Source organism: Paenibacillus sp. 10L310, assembly GCF_056395745.1.
Map to the genome: position 1 here is coordinate 179,727 of NZ_JBFTKC010000002.1, position 22,405 is coordinate 202,131.

Sequence of the window (22,405 nt, forward strand, 5' to 3'; positions counted from 1 at the left end):
TCACCTAACCTCACTGATAAACATCATTGAATCTAATCGTTAAACTTCAGTTAACGTTAAAAAGGGAACCTGTCTCCAGGTTCCCTTCTTTGTAATTATTTTCAATTCTATATTAATACTTACTATATAATGAAGTAATTATGCCAGCCTCATTTTGAAATCCTGATATCCGAATTCGCGAACAACTTCGCAATCGCCGTCTTTTCTTTTGACTGCAATCGCTGGAAGCGGCATGCCGTTGAACGTATTGGTTTTCACCATGGAGTAAATCGCCATGTCCTCGAATACCAGACGGTCGCCTTCTTGCAAAGGCTGATCGAATGAATAATCCCCAATCACGTCACCAGACAGACAGGTTTGTCCACCTAGGCGATACAGATGAGCCTTCTCACCCACTTCTCCCGAACCGATCAGCGGCGGGCGATATGGCATTTCCAGTACATCCGGCATATGGCATGTAGCTGAAGTATCCAGAATGGCAATGTCCATACCGTTCTTATGGAAGTCCAGCACAGAAGTCACCAGATAACCCGCATTCAGCGCAACAGCTTCTCCCGGCTCCAGATATACTTCCAGACCATAGTCGTTCTGCATACGTTTGATGCATGCTTCCAGTCTCGGAATATCATAATCTTCACGTGTGATATGGTGCCCACCACCGAAGTTGATCCATTCCATCTGCGGCAACCATTGTCCGAACTTCTCGACCACTGCATTCAGTGTAGTCTCCAGATCGCCGGAGTTTTGCTGACACAGTGTGTGGAAGTGCAGTCCAGAGACACCTTCCAACAGGTCTGCATCGAAATCCTCCAGTTTCGCGCCAAAACGCGAACCCGGAGAACACGGATCGTAGATCTCATGTCCTTCTTGGGTGGAGCATTCAGGGTTGACGCGCAAGCCGACCTTACGGCCAGCTTGAAGCGCCTTATTCTTGAATTTTGCAAGCTGCGAAAATGAGTTGAAAATAATGTGGTCGCAGATGGAGATAATCTCGTCGATCTCTTCTGCGCGGTATGCTGGAGCAAAAACATGATTCTCTTTGCCCATTTCCTCATGGCCCAGACGCGCTTCATACAAACCGCTTGCCGTTGCACCGCTCAGGTATTCTCCAATCAGCGGATACATCGCAGTCATGGAGAATGCTTTTTGAGCCAGCACGATTTTGGCACCTGTACGCTGCATAACACCGTTCAGGATTTTCAGGTTTTTCTCAATAAGCGCCTCGTCAACAACAAAACATGGTGTCGGTAATTGCTCGAACCGCATTTTAGCGAACAAGCTCCGATTCTTTAACTTCTTCTGGCAGCTCATCAACGAGTACCGGGTTGAAGTCTTCTACCCATGGGAGGCCCCATTTGTTCAACTCTTCCATGAATGGATCTGGGTTGAACTCTTCTACATTATATACGCCTGGTTTGTTCCATTTGCCTGTCATGACCATTGCTGCACCGATCATTGCTGGAACGCCTGTTGTGTAAGAGATCGCTTGGGAACCCACTTCTTTATAACACTCTTGGTGATCACAGATATTGTAAACATAATATGTTTTGTCTTTGCCGTCTTTTTTACCTTTGAAAATACAACCGATGTTTGTTTTACCTACAGTACGTGGTCCAAGGGATGCTGGATCAGGCAGTACTGCTTTCAGGAATTGCAGTGGAATAATTTGTTTACCTTCATATTCAATAGGCTCGATTGAAGTCATGCCTACATTTTCAAGAGCTTTCAAGTGAGTCAGGTAGCTTTGACCAAATGTCATGAAGAAACGGATACGTTTCAGACCTGGCATGTTTTTTGCTAAAGATTCCAGTTCCTCATGATACAACAGGTACATGTCTTTCTCGCCAACTTCTTTGAAGTCGTAGACACGTTTGATTTCCATCGGCTTCGTTTCGATCCATTCACCATTTTCCCAATATTTTCCGTTCGCAGATACTTCGCGAATGTTGATCTCAGGGTTGAAGTTGGTTGCGAACGGATAGCCATGGTCGCCGCCATTGCAGTCCAGAATGTCGATGTACTCAATTTCGTCAAAGTAGTGCTTCAGGGCATAAGCGGAGAATACGCCAGTCACACCTGGGTCAAATCCACTACCGAGCAATGCAGTGATGCCTGCTTGTTCAAAACGCTCTTTGTAATCCCATTGCCAGCTGTATTCAAACTTCGCTGTATCATGTGGCTCATAGTTAGCTGTGTCCATGTAATTTGTTTTAGTTGCAAGACAAGCATCCATGATTGTCAGATCTTGATACGGCAAAGCGAGGTTCATAACGATATCCGGTTTAACTTCGTTGATCAGAGCGATCAGTTCGTCAACATTGTCAGCATCAACTTGTGCTGTTGTAATTTTTGTTTTTCCGCCGTCCAGCTTGGCTTTGAGTTCATCACATTTTGATTTTGTACGACTCGCGATGCAGATTTCCTCAAAAACTTCGCTGTTTTGAACGCATTTGTGTACTGCCACGGAAGCAACGCCGCCGGCGCCGATGATTAGTGCTTTTCCCATTTTACATTCTCCTATCCCAATATGTATTTTTTTTAAAATTGGTTTAATACGGTGACAACAAGACAACAAAAAAAGCAAGGTGAAAAATGCTCGCAATCGCGCATCATCACACTTGCTTATCGATATACATCATAAAAAAGACGTGAAGTCTCCATGACCAAAAAAGTTCACAAGAACTCCTTTGGCGGAAAGCTTCTTCATGTATATCAATATTGGATCAGAGTCTATATAGCAAATAATTCGCCTTTACCACTCTTATTGACCGTTTCACAAGTTGATGTGCAATTGCACTGGTTGTAAAGTAACCAACTTATAAAATTTGAGCTTTGAACTCAATCAATAAAGCAACATAAGTTGCCAATCGGCGTTTGACCCGGCTGTCCGTATGGCCTTAACTTCCTGGTGAAGTGGTCAAAATTATCTGCTGGAAAGCTCTAATTCATATTGATAAATTAACTTCCCAAAATCACAGGTCTTACACTATCAGACGTCGAAAAAAAAATCAAGCAATAATTAAAAATTATTTTTTTGACCTGATTACGCGTTGGAATGAAATTGATATCCTTCGAATACTTTTAAGCCTTCCGTGTTAAGTAATTTCCCTGTTACTTCAGGCTTTTGAGGACTTTTGTCGAATACTTCTTCACACGAGATCATGATGTTGCCGCCAGCAATTTCCGCTAATTGATCATGAGCCGAATGGTTCGTTTCCTTCTTTGCGAGCTTGCAGAGCAATCTCAATAGCTTTATGCATGAATTGTTCATCTTTATTCATAAGGTTTACCTCCACCACAAAAATTATGTATCCCACTTTATCTTTTACATTAAGCAGTGTTCAATCCATTAACATGTTTCTTGTTCATTCCATTCTATCATCATTACAAATAAAGAGTATGACGATAATTCGTCATACTCCAATGGGTCACACTAAGTGTATCTATTAAAATTTTACGGGCAATGCTGCCAATCCCTGTGATGACAAAGCAGAGTGCCAATGAATCTCTTCCTGAGGAATACTGAGCTGAATATCCGGTAGCCGACGTAAAAGCGTAGTAAACGCCACGTCCCCTTCTACACGAGCAAGTGGAGCGCCAAGACACATATGGATGCCGTGTCCAAAGGCCAAATGCCGTTTTATTTTGCGTTCGATATCCAACTCTTCGGGGTCAGTGAACTGCTGCTCGTCCCGATTCGCTGATTTCAGAAGGGGAATCACAACATCTCCCTTTTGAATCAATTGTCCATCCAGCTCCGTGTTCTGCGTTGCATAACGAGGACCTGAGGAAGTAGCGGGTCCGTTATATCGTAGCAACTCCTCCACCGCAGAAGGAACCAGATTCAGATCTTGTTTCAGTTGTTCTAGTTGTTCGGGATGGGTCAGAAGAAGATAAGAACCAGTTGCAATCAGATTGGAAGTAGTCTCATGTCCAGCAAATATCAATAACGTGATCATGGATATTAATTCATCTTCATTCAGTCGATCTCCCCCCTCCTCCTCAATCGCAATCAATTGACTGATGAGGTCATCAGAAGGTTCTACTCGTTTGTTCGCCACAAGCTGTGAGGTGTACTCTGCAAATGATCGCAAGTGCTGCGCTACGGCAGGGTCCTGTTTACCAAAACCAAGACCTTTGGCAATGGCTTCAGACCATACATGAATCTGAGGTCGGTCTTCCTGAGGTATACCCAACATTTCGGAAATAACGTTTATTGGGAAAGGATAGACATAGTCTTTTACAAGATCCATCTCTCCCTTTCCTTCGATTTGGTCAATCAACTCATCGGCAATTTCCTGGACGCGTGGACGCAGGCTTTCCATATATCTTGGCGTGAACGCTTTGGAAACCAGGCTACGCAGTCTTCGGTGATCCGGTTCATCAACAAAGAGCATCGACTTTCCGGTAAAAAAAGTCTGGGGTTCCGATGAACCAAGCTCACCTGAGAGATTCTTTCGAATATCATTGCCACTATCAATAGAGTTCATATCTACCGTAAATCGAGAGTGATCTTTCAGCACTTCCATGGCGACGTCCATCCGAGTTACAATCCAGGTTTGCCCTGCTCCACCCATTGGATTAGGAATAGGGACAACGGAACCTTTGGCACGCATCTGTGCAAACATGGCAAATGGATCTTTACTATTTTCTTCGCTAAACAAATTAAATTCTACTTTTTCTGATGTCTGGTTATTCGAGTTATTCATATAAATCTTCCTTTCGAAGTGAAGTTATTCAAATCTATGGAAATATATGTTCATTCCGATTATATACTACTCGTATAATTAATTTCAAATCTCATAGTTTGAACAAAAAAAATAACTGTTATAACAATAAATAATTAATATACTAATAGTATATTAATTAAAACTACAGGCATAAAAAAGCAAAAAAAGAGGTCGGCTACGAGCCAACCCCCATATTAATTACGTTGCTTCACCAGTTCCAAATACCACCAACAGGCTTCGGTCAGTCTATTGGCTTCAGATTGAAACGCACTGGATTTGTACTCTTTGTGAAACGCTTGAAGCACCACTTCGATTACAGGAATATTTAAATCCTCTTGATCTTGTAATAGCGCTAAAAGCCCCTTCGAAAGTTGCTTGAATGATGCAGATTCCTTGGATTTTTGTACACGGTTGTTGAACTCATCAAATTCGATCAATATATTATCGATGTCCAGACCCATATCATGGTTACGCTCATCGGCATTCAGGAAATAGAGAGACTGAAAGTCGAAAATATGTTCATTTCTCTGATGCATTGTTCTTAGGATCACTTCAATGTACGTTAGTACTTTTGGAACCACTTCGCTCCATACCGGTTTTGGCGTATTTAGACTTCTTGATGTGTTGGCAATCTGATGTAATATGCCGTAGCACAATATGGCCCCTTCGTTGGCATATAAGCTAATATCGTTCCCGTAAACCTGAATCAAGCGTGTGGACAGCCATTTTAGGTGAACTGTAGCCAGTTTGGCTGAGTTGATCTCCCCGGAATAAAAACCCGTCCAATATAATTCCCATACTCGCTCTTTATTAGGTACAGACATAGGAATCGCAATCTGATCTACGAGCAGGTCATAATCCGATGTATAGTGATTTTGTTCAAGCTCTTTACGAATGAAAACATCCTCTTGCATACGCTGATCAATAATTGAATATAAACAGTCTTCTTTGGAACTGAAGAATTTGTAGAATGTGCCTTTGGATACACCCGATTGATCCAAGATCATCTGGATTGTTGTATTTGCATAGCTGTGCTCTAAAAATAGTGCAAGTGCTGTTTCCAATAAACTTTGTTTACGACTACTCATATCTCGTTATCGCCCCAAGTTTTTCTATTGATTTTAACATTCATTCCTCAGGAGTTGAAGCATTGATTCGCAGTATAGCTGTCATATAAAATAATTGCACAATGAGTAAATTTGCACAATGAGCAACTTGTTTGTTATGATAAACCTCACAAAGTGCATATTCAGTAAGTGTGCTCTTCTTAAAAGAATTAAACCATAGTCATTGGTGTTGGAGGTGAACGCATAAGCGGAGAATAATGATCAAACGAAACTTGCGACATTTGAAGAAAGAAGCAACTGAAAAAGCACTTGCTAGTGCTGCATTTGAACTTACCCTTGAACATGGGCTTGATGGCTTTACGGTCGAAGATATCGTGCATCAGGTGGGTTGTTCCCGCAGAACATTTGCAAACTACTTCACATGTAAGGAAGAGGCAGTAGCCAGAGGCGCAATATCCGTTCAGAATACAACGGAACTCGAAGAGTTGCTTACCGAATTGCCCGACAACGTCTCCTTGCTTGACGTACTGTATAACCTGATCAAGATGCAGCTTACAACAGAACTAATAGGAAGACTTCATCAGCTACTATCGCTATCCCAGACCTATCCCGTGCTTGAACCGCATTACCTTGGAGCCATGCACCGGATGCAGACGCAGGCACAAGATACCTTATTAGACTTATCTAACGGGAAGTATGACGAGATCTATACTTATCTTTTGATCAACGCACTATATGGAACAATACTGCCATTAATTGATGGAAGACTCAATGTGTTACTGCCCGGACAAGTCATTACTGAAGATACCAAGCCCGGTGTTTTAACATTCGATCAATTTTTGGAAACCACGTTTAATCATTTACGGGCAGGATTTGAACATGCCAACCATCCACATTCATCATAGAGGAGTGTAAAATAGAGAAATGTCTACATTATTATACAGAGTGGGGAAAACCGCTTTTAGCAAACCTGCCTATTTCATCATTGGCTGGGTTTTAATTCTGGGAATTGTCATCTCCATGATCAGCATCAATGGTATTCACATCAGTTCCGAAATGAAGATTGAAGGCACAGAGTCACAGAAGGTTCTGGATCAATTGGCAAAAGAACTGCCAGCCGCCTCCGGCGGTCAAGGAAGTGTTGTCTTCAAAGCTCCAGACAACGAGCGTTTGGATACGCCTGAACGTTTGGCGGCCATGATGAAAGGTGTTAATGAAGTTTACGGATTAGACAAAGTCATTAACCCTGCGGACTATGCAGCTGAAGCGGGTAATTCGGGTGCTCAGGCGGAGATGGCTCAGAATGCTCAGGCTACTGATATGGCGCAATCCGCAACAACCACGCCTCCTCCCTATGGACCTTTGATGGTGGATGGTGTTCCTGTACCTGGAATGCTGATCTCTTCGGACGGCAGCATTGCACTGTTCCAGTTCCAATTTACAATTGAACAGTCTGCCATAACACAGGATGTATTTGATTCCGTTATTCAGTCCGTTATGACGGTAGAGCAAGGAACCAATATTAAGGTGTTGCCGGGCGAAACGCTCAAAACGGTATCGATTGGAGTCGGCTCGGCAGAGATTGTTGGACTGGTCATTGCTGTCATTGTATTGCTGATCACCCTTGGCTCCGTTGTTGCAGCAGGTCTGCCTCTGATCACTGCACTCCTCGGAGTTGCCATTGGAGTTGGTGGTGCGTTCTCCATCTCCAAATTCATCGAAATGCCTAGTGTCACTTCCGTTCTAGCTCTAATGGTTGGATTGGCTGTTGGAATCGACTATGCGCTCTTCATTGTTAATCGCCAGCGTCGAATGATCATTGATCAAGGCTTGAGCGCAAAAGAAGCAACGGCCAGAGCCATTGGTACATCGGGTAGCGCAGTATTTTTTGCCGGATTAACCGTCATTATTGCACTGTGCGGTATGCTTGTCATCGGTCTTACATTCTTGTCTACGATGGCTTTAGTCGCAGCTGCCACCGTGCTCATCAACGTATTTGTTGCTTTAACCCTGTTGCCGGCTTTACTGGGATTGGTAGGAGAACGCATCTGTTCCGCCAAAGCTCGTGAGAAAAGCGCGAAACATCCTAAAGCCACTAACCACGGAGTCGCGAACAGATGGGTGAAATTCGTTATCAAAAATCGTTGGGCTACCATTATCGCCATCATCGTCATTCTTGGTTTTGCCGCGACGCCGATCACCAAAATGGAAATGGGTATCCCCGGCGCTTCCTCAGCGAATCTGGATACAACTGCAAGACAAAGTTATGATGCCATCTCCGAAGGCTTCGGAGAAGGATTCAACGGACCCCTTATTCTGGTCGCAGAGCCTAATCAGTCTTCCGCAAAAGTTACACCGGAACTCTTGGGCGGTCTGGTGATGGAACTTCAAGGTCAGAATAACGTTGCACAAGTCACACCACTTGGGATGACAGAAGATTTGGCTATCTTTAGTCTCATTCCAAAAACGGGTCCTAACGATAATCTCACTAAAACACTGGTCACTGATCTACGCGCGGCTGATTCCAGCATCGCACAGACCTATGATGTGAAACTCGGAGTTACTGGACTCACAGCTGTTAACATCGATATGTCCGCCAAACTGGCGCAGGTGTTCCCTATTTATGTAGGCATCATCATCCTGCTCTCGCTGATCATCCTGTTACTCGTATTCCGTTCGATTATCGTTCCAATTAAAGCCACCATCGGTTTCCTGCTTAGTATCCTGGCTACATTCGGGATCACCACTGCTGTATTCCAATGGGGCTGGTTGCATTCGCTCTTTGGTTTCGATACCGGTGGCCCGCTGCTGAGCTTTATGCCGATCATCGTAACAGGTATCCTGTATGGCCTGGCGATGGACTATCAAGTCTTCCTTGTGAGCTCCATGCGGGAATCCTATGTGCATGGTCATCGCGGGACCGAATCCGTCGTTCATGGGTACAATCAGGTAAGTCGCGTGGTTGTTGCCGCAGCAGTGATTATGGTCTCTGTATTTGCAGGATTTATATTCACTGACGATGTCATGATCAAACAGATTGGTTTCACTTTGGCGGTAGGCATTCTGATTGATGCTTTCATCATCCGTATGGGCTTGGTCCCTGCCATCATGGCTATTTTCGGAGACAAAGCTTGGGCACTTCCAAAATGGCTGGATCGCATTCTGCCAAACCTGGATGTTGAAGGCGAGAAGCTGATTGCTTCCCTGAATGCTGAAGAGCATGCCAACACGAAGTCTGGATTAAAATAATCCTGCCAATAGAACGGTAGATACCATGATTACTTTTACGACTATATTCACCAATACAAAGACCTCCTCTGTTTTTATAAACAGGAGGTCTTTTTTTCTTTTTCACATTTTATGCGGTGATGTCTTCAATATGGATAGTATAGCGTGGGGATTTAGCAGCATTAACAAACGCCGCAAATAACTTCTGACTGTAGTCATCTACTTTATAGCTGTACTCTGGATGCCACTGCACAGCCAAAACAAACGAGCGGTTTGGCATGACCACGGATTCAACGAGTCCATCTTCAGCGACGGCCACAGCAGTTAACTTATCCGATAACATTTTGATTCCCTGATGGTGGTAGCTGTTCACTTTTATCGTATCGGTTTGCAAGATATCACGAAGCAAATTATTTTCCTCAATATGTACATCATGTACAAGATTCGTATACGGCGGACTTTGCTTATGGTTAACGAACTTGTTCACATGAAGCTGAAGACTAGTCGGAATGTCTTGATATAACGTTCCACCCAACATAACGTTAAATAGTTGTAGTCCACGGCATATGCCAAAGGCAGGTTTATCAAGCTCAATTACCTTTTGTAATAATATCGACTCCATCATATCGCGTTCAATACACAACTCTCCGCAGGTAACCTCTGCATGCTCATGATACAGCTCAGGATTGAGATCATGTCCCCCGGTGAACAGGAACCCGTCGAACTGATTAGCCAGCGTTGCTATGATCTCGATATCCGTTGTCAAAGGTAGCATAAGTGGAATCCCACCTGCTCCTTCTATGGCGTTCATATAATCTGGAAGCATCCAGTAACTTTTTTTGTCAGTATCATATAAAGGCAGTACACCGATCATGGGCTTTTTCATGGCATTACCTCCAAGCTTTTCATTCATTTTATCAGATCTCTTCATATATAAATTCACTGAATTATTGCATTATCCTACCTCTATCATCTACGAACCCGTTACATCCGGAATGCTGGAAAACTAAAAAAACAAACAAAGCCGGATAACAGCGACTTTGTTTGTAGTTCATATACTATATATACGCATTCATGCGTTTAGTCTAGACAGCATCTCATCTAAGCTGCTTTTACAGTGGTTGCTTCGTCTGAATTCACTTGGATGGAACGCTGGCATATCAGGGTAACGACAAAAGCCAGCAAGGCAAGCATCACAGCAACTGGAGGCACCCACTGGACACCACCCATATTAACGGCAATTCCCCCGACACCAGAGCCTAGCGCTATACCTACATTGGCCGCCACAGGCAGGAGTGTAGATGCAAATGCTTTGGAACCCGGCGCGATCGATCCTGACACATCAAACAAATATAACTGGGATGCCGCGCTCATGGAGGATGACAGACATCCAATCAGGAATAGAAATGCCAAGCCGAGCCACACATTAGAAACGGTAAAACTCATGCCAAGGAACAGGATGGCTTGGATGACGAAAAGCCGCTTGAGCTTGGGCAGGAAGTCACCCCTGGCTATTTTGGCACCAATCCAGTTACTCAGTATGCTGCAGGCGCCATAGATCAGGAGTATGGCACTAATCCATTGTACTGGCACACCCATCGTCTCACTCAGGAGTGGCGTAATGTATGTAAAAACGACGAAAATACAGCTGTTTCCCAGTACCGGGATCAGACAGGCCAGCAATATCCTTGGTTTTAAAAAGAGAGACATCTGATCACTGAACGAACCTGCAATCGTTGTTGTTTGGCGTGGCAGAATACGGAACATGAACATCAGCGGCACAACACCTATGCATGCCGTAACAACAAACGTCATGGACCAGCTCAGATGTTGTCCGATAAAAGTACCGAGCGGAACACCTAGCACATTAGCGATTGAAAATCCGCCCAGAATCCAGGCGATAGCTTCCCCTCTTCGCTCCCGGTTCACTGCGTCGCTTACGATCGAGATCGAAAGTGATATCGTAAGTCCACAAGCAACGGCCGACACGATGCGAATGGCCATCAGAGAAGAGAACGTTGTTGAGAACACGGTCAATAGATTTAATGCTAACACGATTGCAAATCCGATCAATATGGAACTTCTTCTGGATATTTTGGCCAAGAAGGCCACAGCAAATGGTGTACCCACTGCGTATGCAATCGCAAAACCGGAGACAAGCATACCCGCGGCAGCAAGTGATACTTTCATGTAACTTTCAATTTCCTTCAACACACCCACGATAACATACTCGGTTGTTCCCAGTACAAAGCTAACAAGCGTAAGCGTTAAAATAAGTAGGTTCTCTCTATTTCTAGTCATAAATCAATACTCACTAATCCTTTCTATTGTTGCAAGCGCTTCAATTCTGTCTACGATCATTAATTCATGTATTTTCTGCTTTCCCATCCCTTCACTTTCGATATATAGTACATTTTGGATAGTGAAATTGTACTGTCAGATATACCATGACGACAATCAAGGTTGTTGTGGTTTTATTGCAAAACATTATATATGTTGTCATTTCAACACAGACTTTCATTACTGATTCTGAAGGGAAGACATAGATGAATACACACCACGAATCCGGCCAACGGCATCCAAATCGAGATTGCACCATTATTTATGTAGGAAAACTGGCCGACAATCCCCATTGGAGTTTTCCGACGCATAAACATGACGATCTGCATGAGATTATCTACGTAACTGAAGGCAAAGGATTATTCACCATTGACGGTACCAAACACTGGGCTCAGAAAGGGGACATGCTCATATATAACAAGGGTACTCTTCACGAGGAGAAGTCCAATCCTGAATTCCCGTTATCCACCTTTTATTGCGGCTTTCGTTTTGCAGAAGGCACCCAGACCCTTGAGGATTGGGTCATTCCTCCCTCTAACAATCCGATCATTCGAGCCAACCGATATTCCGATGAGCTCCATTCGTTAATGCAGACTCTCTTCAATGAATTTTCAATCCGGGAACATGGATACGAGTCGATTTCTGGGCATGTCCTGAAAGCAATACTTCTGATCATCGATCGGCAGTCCCGTCAACAGCTTCCTAGTGGGGAGATCGTTGAGAGCAATACCCTTGCTGAGAGCATTAAAGACTATTTGGATACCAACTATCGGCAGAACATTAAACTCAAAGAATTGGCAGATCAATTTCATATCGATTTTTATTACTTAATTCATATGTATAAAAATCACTTTGGCACTTCTCCTTATCATTACCTGATTCAACGAAGAATGGGTGAAGCCACCCGATTATTAGTCTCAACCAACAAAAAAATATGGGAAATTGCCAAACTGGTCGGTTACGATAACCCCAATTACTTTACGATTTTATTTACCAAAACGGTTGGTGAATCACCACGAAGTTTCCGAAAAAAGAATCAAAAGGATATGTTCGGGGACGAGGTGTCACATTCTTACTAATCTTACTACATGCAGAAAGGCGCTCCATTAGGGGAGCGCCTAGTGCTTTACATGTCTCTTTACATGTCTCTTTACATATTTCTTTACACATTTACTTACTTCTACTCTAAAGCTTAAAGCGGCGAACCAATTCTTGCATGTTCTCAGCTGTTTTGGAGAGCTGTGCAGATGATGCCGATATCTCCTGCATCGCCGCCATTTGTTCTTGGGCTGCTGCTGAAGTTGTCTGAGCACTATCAGCCGACACTTTAGAGATATGACTCATCGCGGCAACGGTAGCCGAGACTTCTTCCGTACTGGCTGACAACTGTTCTGAGACAGCGGAAATATCCTGAATTTGATCCACGATATGCGTTGTATATTGTTCAATGTTCGATATGGTTGCAGAAGCTTCTTGGCTGATCCGTATTCCTTCACCAACTTGATTACGAACTTTATCATTCATAAGAGACGTGGATTGGGCAATCAGATCAAGCATTTTGCCAATGGTAGCGCCAATCTCGTCAGCACTTTGTTTGGATTGCATCGATAACGTTCGTACCTCGCCTGCAACGACAGCAAAACCTTTGCCGTGTTCTCCTGCTCTTGATGCTTCAATAGAGGCATTCAGTGATAGAAGATTGGTTTGCCGAGAGATATCCGCAATCGCTTCATTCATTCGATTGGCTTCGGCGGAGAGACTGGACAGCTCATTAATCAATGCCGAGGTTTCTTCAACAGCTCCGAGAATATGTCCCATTTGTTCTCCGACCTGGTTTATCGTTTTCCCACCATTAGCAACAGCGCGCTCCGTCTCTTCAGCCGAATCCACAATCGCACTCGCAGATTCTGCAATTGTACTGATGCCTCTCGCCATCTCTTCTACGGCATTCGCGGTTTGTTCCGAATTCTCCGCCCCAACGATAGCTGATTCCGCAGTCTGTTGCATGGTTTCAGCCACATGTTGAACCGATTGGGTGGTTTGTTCTGTACTTTCCTGAATCATCTGGGAAGAGTGGCTCAACAATGATGACGTCTGGTGAAGTTCAGCAACCACCGATTGAAGGGAGATGGTCATTTGGTCAAAATCATTTGCCAAAATACCAAATTCGTTTTCGGTTTTCAGATTAACCCGTTCGGACAGATTCCCTTCGCTTACGCTGCGGGTGGCCTTTCGCAGTTTTTGCATAGGTACAATAAAAGATCTCAGAATGAAGAAAATAATTACACCGGCAATCAATACAGATATAACAATGACCGTTAGACTCGATATCATAATGGGTTTCGCTGCGGCGATAAAATCTTCATGGCCCATCAAAGCAATGACATTCCATCCCGTCAAAGCATTAACACCGTTATATACCTCCAGATCATACGCCAGATCCGTTCTAACAAATTGGGAAAATGCCATCGGTTCATCGGAACTTGAAGCCGTATTTGGATGGACTGGAATTCCCTCGATGAGTGCTCCACCGAGCTCTCCTCCCCCACCTTTTACAATGGCACCGGACCAAGCCGCGATGGTTCGATTGGAGTCCACCACAATCAGACTTCCATTACCTCCGACATCCACAATCGATATTTCATTTGCTAATCGCTCCAGATCAAGTTTAATACTTGCTACACCTTGTTCATTTGACAGAGCTTTTGAAATCTCTACATAAATCTTCCCGGATACCGGATCTTTCATAATACTCGAAAAATAGAGTGATCCATTGTTACTTGTACCATTGGTGTACCATTCTGTGCTGCGTGGATCGTATGTTGCATCCACAATTGCGGGAGAAGAAATAACACTGCCTTGGTCATTGCCCACGGTTATGGCAAGAATATCAGGATATGTATCAGCTAACTGGTCGATTCCTACTTGTAGTGCTTCGTTGTTCGCCTGACTGGGGTCGGAGCCATACATACTGTCTATATAACTCAATAATGCTGCTTTTTCCCCTACCAGATTGTTAATATGCTGTCCGGTCATCGTTAATATGGTATTGATGGGCTCTGTCATTTTTTGTTGTACTTGATCTTTGGCACTATGATACGAGAAATATCCGATAAGTGCAGTGGGGATAATAAGCACCGCAAGGAAAGCTGCAATGAGTCGAGTGCTCATTAATCGTAAACTGGCTCCTCCTTTCTTATAAAATGACCTTTTTTTCTTTTTCTTTTCCAAAGTGAATCTTCCTCTCTTTATCCATTTTTGGTAAAACCAATCGGCAAGTAAACGCAAAAAAAACCCATATATATGCATACCCAAAGAAACTTTGAGCATGTATATACATAGGTATTGCCTGAATGAATTCAGTAACAAGCCGTATTTGTTAGTATTATAGCATAAGTAAAAAGGGTTTGTTAACTATGATTGGGTCTTTATACCAGACATCTGTTGTTTATAATCCGTAGGATTTAGCCCCGTATACTCTTTGAACACCTTCGAGAAATAGTGCTGATCGCTAAACGACAGCAAATCGGAAACTTCCTTAAACTTCATGTCGGGTTGACTTTCCATCAGTCTGCATGCCTCCTGAATGCGAAGCCGGGTGTAATACTGGACAAACGTAATTTGTGTTGCATTTTTGATCACTCTGCTGACGTACGACGGGCTAACGTGAAACTTCATGGCAATGTCGTTGATAGATAATTGAGAGTATTTATTTAGTTTTACGTAATCGTCAATCTGTTCGAACAGGATCGCCTTGCTTTTTCGAACGTGGGATTGCAGCATATCGAAGCACTGTCCCGTCCATTCCGCCAGTTCCCGGCAAAAATCGGCATAGGACTGTGCCTGGGCGAATTGTCTTGACCGAAGCTCCAGACCCAATCTCATGCCCGACCCCTGTTCCTCGTACAGATGAGCAAACGTGTCTACAATCAATCCAATAAACCGCTCCACCTCGCTCATATGTACATTTTCCTCTGCCCATCGATTCAACAATTCGGATAACTTAAAAGCAAACCGTTCTTTCTGCCGAGCCTGTATCATCTGTACAAAAGCTGATTCCTGCACCGGATCCAGACAGCCTGTCTCAGATCTGGCCATCGACACCGGATTCCCGGTATCCAACACTATTCCTTGTTTCAACCGTTGCTGCTCAGACAAAATGGACGACATGCGGTGATAGAGCTCCGGCAGATTACCAGACTCAGCGAATAGAAGTTGTCCTCCAATGATTGCATCGATGTCATGCGCAACCAAATGCCGTCGCATCGATTCAAGACATTCATGTACGGAAGAGTAAACCTCAAGTGCACTCTTGTTGACAAAAGCGATAAATTGATATGAAGTTTGACTGGTGTAAACACGACAAGGATGGAATGCAAAAAAATCCTGCACTAAACCCTCAAGTTCCACCTGCACCCATCGTTCATGCCCTGCGGTAAAAGGCTGTTTGCTCATAATGATCATCATCTGGCTGAATAAAGGCGGAAACTCCTCCCCTTGTTTCGACGTAATCTCACATTGGGGATGAATGATTTCCTGCAAATCCAGCAGTTCCTTGGACATCTGTTGATCAAGTTGGTCAATTACCCGACCCATGACTTCTTCAAGCGCCTCTCGCTCGACGGGTTTTAACAAATAGTCAAACACTTGCAGGTTCAATGCTTTTCTTGTGTATTCAAAATCGCTATAACCGCTAATCAAGATGACCTTCAGATCCGGGTTGGCAATTTTGGCTTGCTCGATCAAGGACAGTCCATCCATTTTTGGCATTCGTATATCTGTCAACAGCAGATCAATCGGTTCCTGCTTTAACGCTGCCAAGGCTTCCTCGCCATTCGTTGCCGTAGCCGCTACACGAATCGGGAAGCTCAGCGTTTCCAAGAGCATTTTAATATTACGTAATATCGGTTTGCTATCCTCAACGATCATAACGTTATACATCGCCTATACCCCCTTGCTAGTAAAAATCTCTCGTCAGTGAGCCGATGATTTGAATCGTTGCTCCATGTTGCTCTTCCGCATGATTGTTAAATATATTAATAAAAAGCCGGTTGTTATACATTAGTTTGAGTCGATTGACACTATTGATAATCCCCATGTTACCAAGGGCTGTTCCACGATCAGCAGTCTGGTTCATTCCGGAACCCGATGCCTGAATATTGGCTAAAATCTCCTGGATCTTATCCGGTGGAAAGCCCTCTCCGTTATCTTTGATCTCCAAAGCCCATAATCCGTTATATTGCTTCACGGTAATCTGGATACGCCAAGGCGGCGTGGTGTTGGCAAAGGCATGTTCAATGCAGTTTTCCACAAACGGCTGAATGACCAACCGCGGCAATCGGATATCGTTCGCCAGCTCATCAGCACAGATGTCCCACTCCAGATCCTCTTCGTACTTTTGTTGTACAAGGGACAGATAATGTCTCGTATGTTGAAGCTCCTCAGCCAAAGTCACATGCGCGTATGGTGAAGAGACAATATAACGCAGACTGTCCGAAAGATGTTTGCACATATCCGATACAACTTTGGTCTTCCCCTCTTGGGCGGCAATACTGATCAGGTATAGAACATTATGAATAAAATGAGGTGCAATCTGGGCTTGCAGCGCCGAATTACGCGCCTTTACTTCTTCATGAAGCGCCGATTTTTCCCGGTCAATGGATTGCTGCAGCCTCTCCATCAGATCCTGAAAGGCTTCGTTAAGTAATAAGAGATCGTTATTCTTCGGCGTTTCATCCACTTTCAGATTCATATTGCTGTAGTTCATGCGCCAGATCTGACCGCGTAGCTTGCGGATAGGCAGCAGCAGGTTACGTGTCGACAGGAAGATATACACAAATGAAACCAGCATCAGTGCTGTAATCAGCAGAATGGACATCGTCTGAACCGAATGGATCGAGCCTAGAACAGATTTTTTGGGCGTTATGATATACGTGATCCAGCCTGTACTGGATGAAGTGGAATGCGTGATATAATTGTCGTTTTTGTCCACATCCAGTCCCTCGTCTGATGCAGGCTTTGTCCAATTGGTAAATGTCACACCCGCTTCCGAACCTGTCATCTGCTCGCCTTGTTCATTCAGAATATAGACTTCGCCAGCGGTAATACCCTCTGTTAGGTTCTGTATATAGGCCTGTTCCATCTGGATGCTAAGATAACCGTACACCTTGCCGTTCTGATCATTGATCGTGCGCACAAAGGAGATCGTATCGTCTTGACGCAGCAGAACAAAACCACTTTCCGTCCAATCTCGTCCGACCTGACTACTCTCCATCATGGTGTTCAGGATTGCGGGAGGATTACCCGAACCCAGATATGATGTCAGGAGAACCCCGTGATTGTCGTAGATGGACATGTCCTTGATATTCATGCTCGGCCCGATGGCCTGAAACATGATGTCTTTGATGATCCGAATTTGCTTCAGTCTTTCATAGTTACTATGAGCTGAGGAGCTCTTGTCCATGGCTGCAAATATATTTTTGCTGGATAATATTCGCTGCGACATCTGGTTCTGTTGTTCTACGTATAGATCAACTTGCTCTCTTACCTTCGTAGCTGTAACGAGCGTATCCTGCTCTGTTTTCAGTTTGAGCGGGCGGACAACGATCACATTTACATACACGATAAAACAGCCCAGCACAAACAAAAGCAGAGCCAGAAATGTCAAAAACACCTTTGTCTGCAAACTGAATTGAGTTGCTTTATGTATGAGCTTTGCCATTCTCAGAGATGCCCTCCTGTTCTGACATGATGTGAAATCCCTTATATTCATGTCTACTCTATCACGGTATTTCATGAAATGATAGCGATTTCAAGTTCAGGATTTTACACATCAACGTTCAAGCACAGACATGTACCGGGGCGAGAAAAGAATCTATAATCGGACTTGTAAACGGATTCACTAAACGTTTCAGAGGGGGATTTGCATTGAAAACAATAAAAAGAAAAAAGGCGTTTTCTATTATTCTGGCCAGTTTATTATCGGTCTCGTTAACCGCTTGTGGATCAGGAGGTACGGATTCCGACACAGCTGCTGGCGGGGACAGCAAGAGTGGCAAAGTCACATTGGAGCTGGCAATCTCTAAAAGTTCTCAGGACTCTGCTTTCATCCAGCAGGACATTCTCGATGCATTCGAAAAACAAACAAACATTCGTGTCAATTTGCAGCTGATTCCAGCGGAACAAACAACAACTGTACTGCAAACCAAACTGGCTGTAGATGAAACGCCTGATATTATTCAGTACAATCTGGCGAGCGCAGTCACGGACCTGAACCTTGAACGTAACTTCGAGATTCTGGATAACGAGCCTTGGGCGAGCAGAATTGTGAACAAAGACGTCCTCTCTTCTGGTGGCCATCTCTACAGCTTCCATGTCAGCCAAGATACGGGGATGCAAGGGGTCGTTTATAACAAACAAATCTTTGAAGAACTCGGGTTGTCGCTTCCAACCAACTACGAAGAATTCCTGGCGATCTGTGAAAAAATCAAAGCAAGTGGCATTACACCTGTATTTATGCCGTACAAAGATGCCTGGGCTGCCAACATCTGGCCTGCTGCAGCTTTTGCCGATTTTGTAGCCAAAAATGAACCGACTTTTTTTGATGAGTTGAACAGCAACAAGAAAAAATGGTCTGATATCCCGGAATTCAAAACATTCCTGGAACAACAATATGAGATTTACACTAAAGGTTACACCAACACGGATGTGCTTAGCGACAGCTATGACATGGCCGTAGGTAAATTCCTGAACAAGGAAGTTGCCATGATGTTTATGGGCGATTGGTTAATTGAAGGCGTGGCCGAGCAAGATCCAAATATGGAACTGGGCGTATTCCCGATTCCATCGTCAGACAATGCCAGTCTGGGTGCAAGTCCACTCGGCGGACAACTGTTCATTCCGAAGAAATCCAAACATTTGGAAGAAGCTAAACAATTCTTGGACTACATCGCCTCCAAGGAAGTTGCACAACAGATCGTGGACTCCAAAGGGTACGTATCCAATTTCAGTGACGTCACCACACCAGAATTGCCGGCTTACAAGCAGGATATTGTAGACAACTATATTACGCCGAAGAAAACCGTGCTGACAACGGATGCATACATGCTGGTTGATCGCAGCGAACTGTATCGGTTGTTACAGGATCAATTCGCGGGTGGATTGTCACCAGAAGAAGTACTGAAATCCTGGGATGAGAAGTTCAGTCAGTTGATGCAGGATAAAGGCGTAGAAGGTTTCTAAAGAGTGAAATATAAGGCAGCATAACATAATCATTCGTTATGCTGCCTAGCTATAACGGAGTGTGAGACATGAAAAGGACTAAAAATTTGTATTCGTATTACATGATATTTCCCGCACTGATTATCTACTCCATCTTTTTTGTTGTGCCTGCTCTCGCCGCTTTCTATTATTCGTTCACGGATTGGCGGCTGGACCGGCTGGAGCTGAAGTTCATCGGGTGGGATAATTTCCAGAAAATTTTCTCAGACAAAACGCTTATTCTGGCGCTGAAAAACACGGCAATATTTGCAATCGTCACCGTCGTTGGCAAAAATGTCATCGGTCTATTGCTGGCCGTAGGACTTAACATGCGACTAAGAACAAAGAACCTGCTACGCGCGATCTTCTACTCCCCTTCCATTCTCAGCATCCTTGTGATCAGCATTCTGTTCACTCCCATGTTGCGTACCGAAGGTACAATCAACAATTTGTTGGAATCTGTAGGATTACATTCGTTAAGCCAAGCTTGGCTGACCAACCCATCGATTGTGATCTGGACGATTGCCATCGTCTCGATCTGGCAGAGTGCCGGGTTCCAGATGGCCATTTATCTGGCGGGCCTGCAGTCCATTTCTCAAGAGTATTACGAAGCAGCCAAGATTGATGGCGCAAGTTCGTGGAGAAGTTTTTTCAAGATCACACTACCACTCTTGCTGCCCGCAATTAACATTAACTTGATGTTGACATTGATCGGTGGACTCAAAGTATTCTCCGAAGTATATGTCATGACCGGTGGTGGCCCGGGTAACGCTTCCCAGGTCGTAGGTACGATCATTCTGCGATCTTTCGGCGAAGGCAACTGGGGACTTGGTACCGCGGTCAACACACTTCTCTTCGTGGTCGTTACCATTATTGCTATACCGCTATTGATCTTCATGCGGCGTAAGGAGGTTACGGAATAACATGGGCTATACACGCAAACTCGCCATCCGCAACTATATCGTGGAAGGTTTCCTGATTCTGGCCTCTCTTATCGTTCTGTTGCCGCTTGTCATTCTGATCTTTGGTTCATTCAAAACCAGTGCCGAAGTGCTTAGTTTCTCCCTGAGTTTTCCGGAAACATGGCAGTTCTCGAACTATGTTCGTGTCTTCCAGGAAGGCGGACTGTCGCGAGCGTTCTTCAACAGCATTTTGATTACTGGCGTATCTTCCATCATTAATATCGTTGCCTCTTCGGCAGCGGCATTCATTCTAGCACGTCGGGAAACCAAACTATCCGGCACGATCTACATGTATTTCTTCATGGGACTGATTGCGCCAATGTCGATTATTACGACCATACGTGTTGTACAGGGATTGGGATTCTACGGCAGCATCACAAGTGTCATCCTGATCTACGCCGCGTTAAATACAGCCTTCAGTGTATTCTTGTATAGTGGATTCATCAAAACCATTCCACGAGCGCTGGACGAAGTGGCATTTCTGGAAGGAGCAAGTGTGTTCGGGGTGTTCTTCCGCATCGTCACACCGCTCATCCTGCCCGTTAACGCAACGGTAGCGATCATGGTGTTCATGTCCGTCTGGAATGACATTACAATTCCGGTGTACTTCCTGACAGACAGTTCCACATGGACGATGCCACTGTCGATCTACAATTTCTACGGCAAATATAGCCGGGACTGGAACCTGATCTTCGCCAATCTCGTGCTTACTTCCCTGCCTGTATTCATCCTGTATCTATTCGGGCAAAAATATATCGTCAGCGGCCTTACTGCCGGTGCAGTTAAAGGTTAAACCTCATATTCTCACCGTTCTTGAAGGAATGGAATTAGAGAATTCATGACAGACTTAACCCCCACCAGATCTGGCGGGGGTTGTTTTATTTATAGCGAGAAATGTATCTACACCTCTCTATTTTTGAAACAATTGCGGGTAAAGGGCAGCAACACCACCAGCAAGACCCTGTTGTACATTCCGACTAGTATCATCAGCAATAATTTCGTAGAGATCCGCTTCAATGGAATCTATTGCAATTTTGGCAATATCCGTTGGGCTCGTTTTTGGTGCGTCGATACCTGCCGTCATATCCGTATCCATGAACGCCACGTGCAATCCGGCAACGCTAACGTTCTTAGGGGCTAATTCCAGACGTAATGCATTCGTAATTCCCCACTGAGCGGATTTTGCAGCTGAATATGCACCTGAGTTACCAAGGCTGAGCCAAGATAGAGCGGACAGGATATTCAGTATCGAACCGCCCTCATTCTTCTCTATTACCGGTGCAAACGCACGAATCATTGAAAGCGTACCGAATACATGTGTATTGAATTCCAAGTGAATATCGTTCAGCTCACCTCTGAGCAGAGAAGCACCCGTAGCGGAACCAGCATTATTAATTAGAAGGGTTACATCACTAGCTTCCTCAGCTGCAGCCATGACAGATTGTGGATCCGTAATATCGAGTTGCAGTGGAATAGCCCCGGGCAGATCAATGGATTCAGGGTTTCGCGCCCCAGCATACACTTTGGTTCCCCTCGCCAGCAGTTCAAGAGCAAGTTCCTTACCCAACCCTCGATTAGCCCCACTTACAATAGCAACTTGTTTGGAAATATTCATTTATTATTACTCCCTCTCATTGAGAATGTATTCATTTTCGAGTTGTTATGGGAACGATCATTCTCATAATCTCTAATAACAATCTATCACATCGGGAACGATCAGTAAAGAATAACTTTTATGATTCATGTCTTTAATAAAAGAAGATGCCCGATAACCTTTGAAATAAGGCTCCGAGCATCTTTCTGTGGTCCTTCATTTAAG

The 22,405-nt window shown here is 44.2% G+C and carries 17 protein-coding genes; 6 read left to right on the top strand and 11 right to left on the bottom strand.

Annotated elements, in window-relative coordinates:
- Nucleotides 1-138: 138 nt before the first annotated feature.
- The 5 genes from nspC to AC1DE7_RS06410 form a co-directional block, all read right to left on the bottom strand.
- Nucleotides 139-1,266, bottom strand: a complete 1,128-nt coding sequence (nspC, locus tag AC1DE7_RS06390) for a carboxynorspermidine decarboxylase (protein ID WP_477533959.1) — start codon at nt 1,264-1,266, stop codon at nt 139-141.
- Between the two features lies 1 nt (nt 1,267).
- Nucleotides 1,268-2,506, bottom strand: a complete 1,239-nt coding sequence (locus AC1DE7_RS06395) for a saccharopine dehydrogenase family protein (protein WP_036616010.1) — start codon at nt 2,504-2,506, stop codon at nt 1,268-1,270.
- Between the two features lie 537 nt (nt 2,507-3,043).
- Nucleotides 3,044-3,271, bottom strand: coding sequence for a hypothetical protein (locus AC1DE7_RS06400; protein ID WP_477533960.1), 228 nt, complete (start codon nt 3,269-3,271; stop codon nt 3,044-3,046).
- A gap of 175 nt (nt 3,272-3,446) precedes the next feature.
- A complete protein-coding gene (locus tag AC1DE7_RS06405; protein ID WP_477533961.1) occupies nt 3,447-4,709 on the bottom strand; it encodes a cytochrome P450 family protein in 1,263 nt (420 codons plus the stop codon).
- A 215-nt stretch (nt 4,710-4,924) separates the two neighbouring features.
- Nucleotides 4,925-5,818: a TetR/AcrR family transcriptional regulator gene (locus tag AC1DE7_RS06410; protein WP_477533962.1), complete on the bottom strand. Its 894-nt coding sequence runs from the start codon at nt 5,816-5,818 to the stop codon at nt 4,925-4,927.
- 236 nt (nt 5,819-6,054) lie between these two features.
- Here AC1DE7_RS06410 and AC1DE7_RS06415 point away from each other — a divergent pair, with 236 nt between their 5' ends.
- The gene (locus AC1DE7_RS06415; RefSeq protein WP_076253018.1) at nt 6,055-6,702 is read left to right on the top strand and encodes a TetR/AcrR family transcriptional regulator; all 648 of its coding nucleotides are present in this window, start codon (nt 6,055-6,057) and stop codon (nt 6,700-6,702) included.
- Between the two features lie 19 nt (nt 6,703-6,721).
- Nucleotides 6,722-9,046: an MMPL family transporter gene (locus AC1DE7_RS06420; RefSeq protein WP_477533963.1), complete on the top strand. Its 2,325-nt coding sequence runs from the start codon at nt 6,722-6,724 to the stop codon at nt 9,044-9,046.
- 109 nt (nt 9,047-9,155) lie between these two features.
- Here the strand turns inward: AC1DE7_RS06420 and AC1DE7_RS06425 are convergent, their stop codons facing one another.
- Together AC1DE7_RS06425 and AC1DE7_RS06430 are read right to left on the bottom strand one after the other, a co-directional pair.
- Nucleotides 9,156-9,911 (bottom strand): gamma-glutamyl-gamma-aminobutyrate hydrolase family protein, encoded by a 756-nt coding sequence (locus AC1DE7_RS06425; RefSeq protein WP_477533964.1) that lies wholly within the window; start codon nt 9,909-9,911, stop codon nt 9,156-9,158.
- Nucleotides 9,912-10,126: 215 nt separating this feature from the next.
- Nucleotides 10,127-11,326: an MFS transporter gene (locus AC1DE7_RS06430; protein WP_477533965.1), complete on the bottom strand. Its 1,200-nt coding sequence runs from the start codon at nt 11,324-11,326 to the stop codon at nt 10,127-10,129.
- Nucleotides 11,327-11,571: 245 nt separating this feature from the next.
- Between AC1DE7_RS06430 and AC1DE7_RS06435 the strand changes: the two genes are divergently transcribed.
- The gene (locus AC1DE7_RS06435) at nt 11,572-12,444 is read left to right on the top strand and encodes a helix-turn-helix transcriptional regulator (protein ID WP_477533966.1); all 873 of its coding nucleotides are present in this window, start codon (nt 11,572-11,574) and stop codon (nt 12,442-12,444) included.
- Between the two features lie 106 nt (nt 12,445-12,550).
- On the opposite strand, the gene AC1DE7_RS06440 is transcribed toward AC1DE7_RS06435, so the two are convergent.
- From AC1DE7_RS06440 to AC1DE7_RS06450, 3 genes are all read right to left on the bottom strand, one after another.
- Nucleotides 12,551-14,536, bottom strand: coding sequence for a methyl-accepting chemotaxis protein (locus tag AC1DE7_RS06440; RefSeq protein WP_477533967.1), 1,986 nt, complete (start codon nt 14,534-14,536; stop codon nt 12,551-12,553).
- Nucleotides 14,537-14,779: 243 nt separating this feature from the next.
- Nucleotides 14,780-16,306, bottom strand: a complete 1,527-nt coding sequence (locus tag AC1DE7_RS06445; RefSeq protein ID WP_405159292.1) for a response regulator — start codon at nt 16,304-16,306, stop codon at nt 14,780-14,782.
- Between the two features lie 16 nt (nt 16,307-16,322).
- Nucleotides 16,323-18,086 carry a sensor histidine kinase gene (locus AC1DE7_RS06450; RefSeq protein ID WP_477533968.1) on the bottom strand — a complete coding sequence of 588 codons (1,764 nt, stop codon included), beginning with the start codon at nt 18,084-18,086 and terminating at the stop codon, nt 16,323-16,325.
- A 206-nt stretch (nt 18,087-18,292) separates the two neighbouring features.
- On the opposite strand from AC1DE7_RS06450, the gene AC1DE7_RS06455 reads away from it, so the two are divergent.
- The 3 genes from AC1DE7_RS06455 to AC1DE7_RS06465 all read left to right on the top strand — a co-directional run bounded on the left by AC1DE7_RS06455 (nt 18,293) and on the right by AC1DE7_RS06465 (nt 21,379).
- Nucleotides 18,293-19,606 (top strand): ABC transporter substrate-binding protein, encoded by a 1,314-nt coding sequence (locus tag AC1DE7_RS06455; RefSeq protein ID WP_477533969.1) that lies wholly within the window; start codon nt 18,293-18,295, stop codon nt 19,604-19,606.
- A 68-nt stretch (nt 19,607-19,674) separates the two neighbouring features.
- On the top strand, nt 19,675-20,547 hold the full coding sequence (locus AC1DE7_RS06460) for a carbohydrate ABC transporter permease (RefSeq protein WP_036670879.1): 873 nt from the start codon (nt 19,675-19,677) through the stop codon (nt 20,545-20,547).
- Between the two features lies 1 nt (nt 20,548).
- Complete coding sequence (locus AC1DE7_RS06465; protein WP_017688542.1) at nt 20,549-21,379, top strand: carbohydrate ABC transporter permease; 831 nt, start codon at nt 20,549-20,551, stop codon at nt 21,377-21,379.
- A gap of 117 nt (nt 21,380-21,496) precedes the next feature.
- Here AC1DE7_RS06465 and AC1DE7_RS06470 read toward each other — a convergent pair whose 3' ends face one another.
- Complete coding sequence (locus AC1DE7_RS06470; protein WP_477533970.1) at nt 21,497-22,201, bottom strand: SDR family oxidoreductase; 705 nt, start codon at nt 22,199-22,201, stop codon at nt 21,497-21,499.
- Nucleotides 22,202-22,405 lie beyond the last annotated feature (204 nt).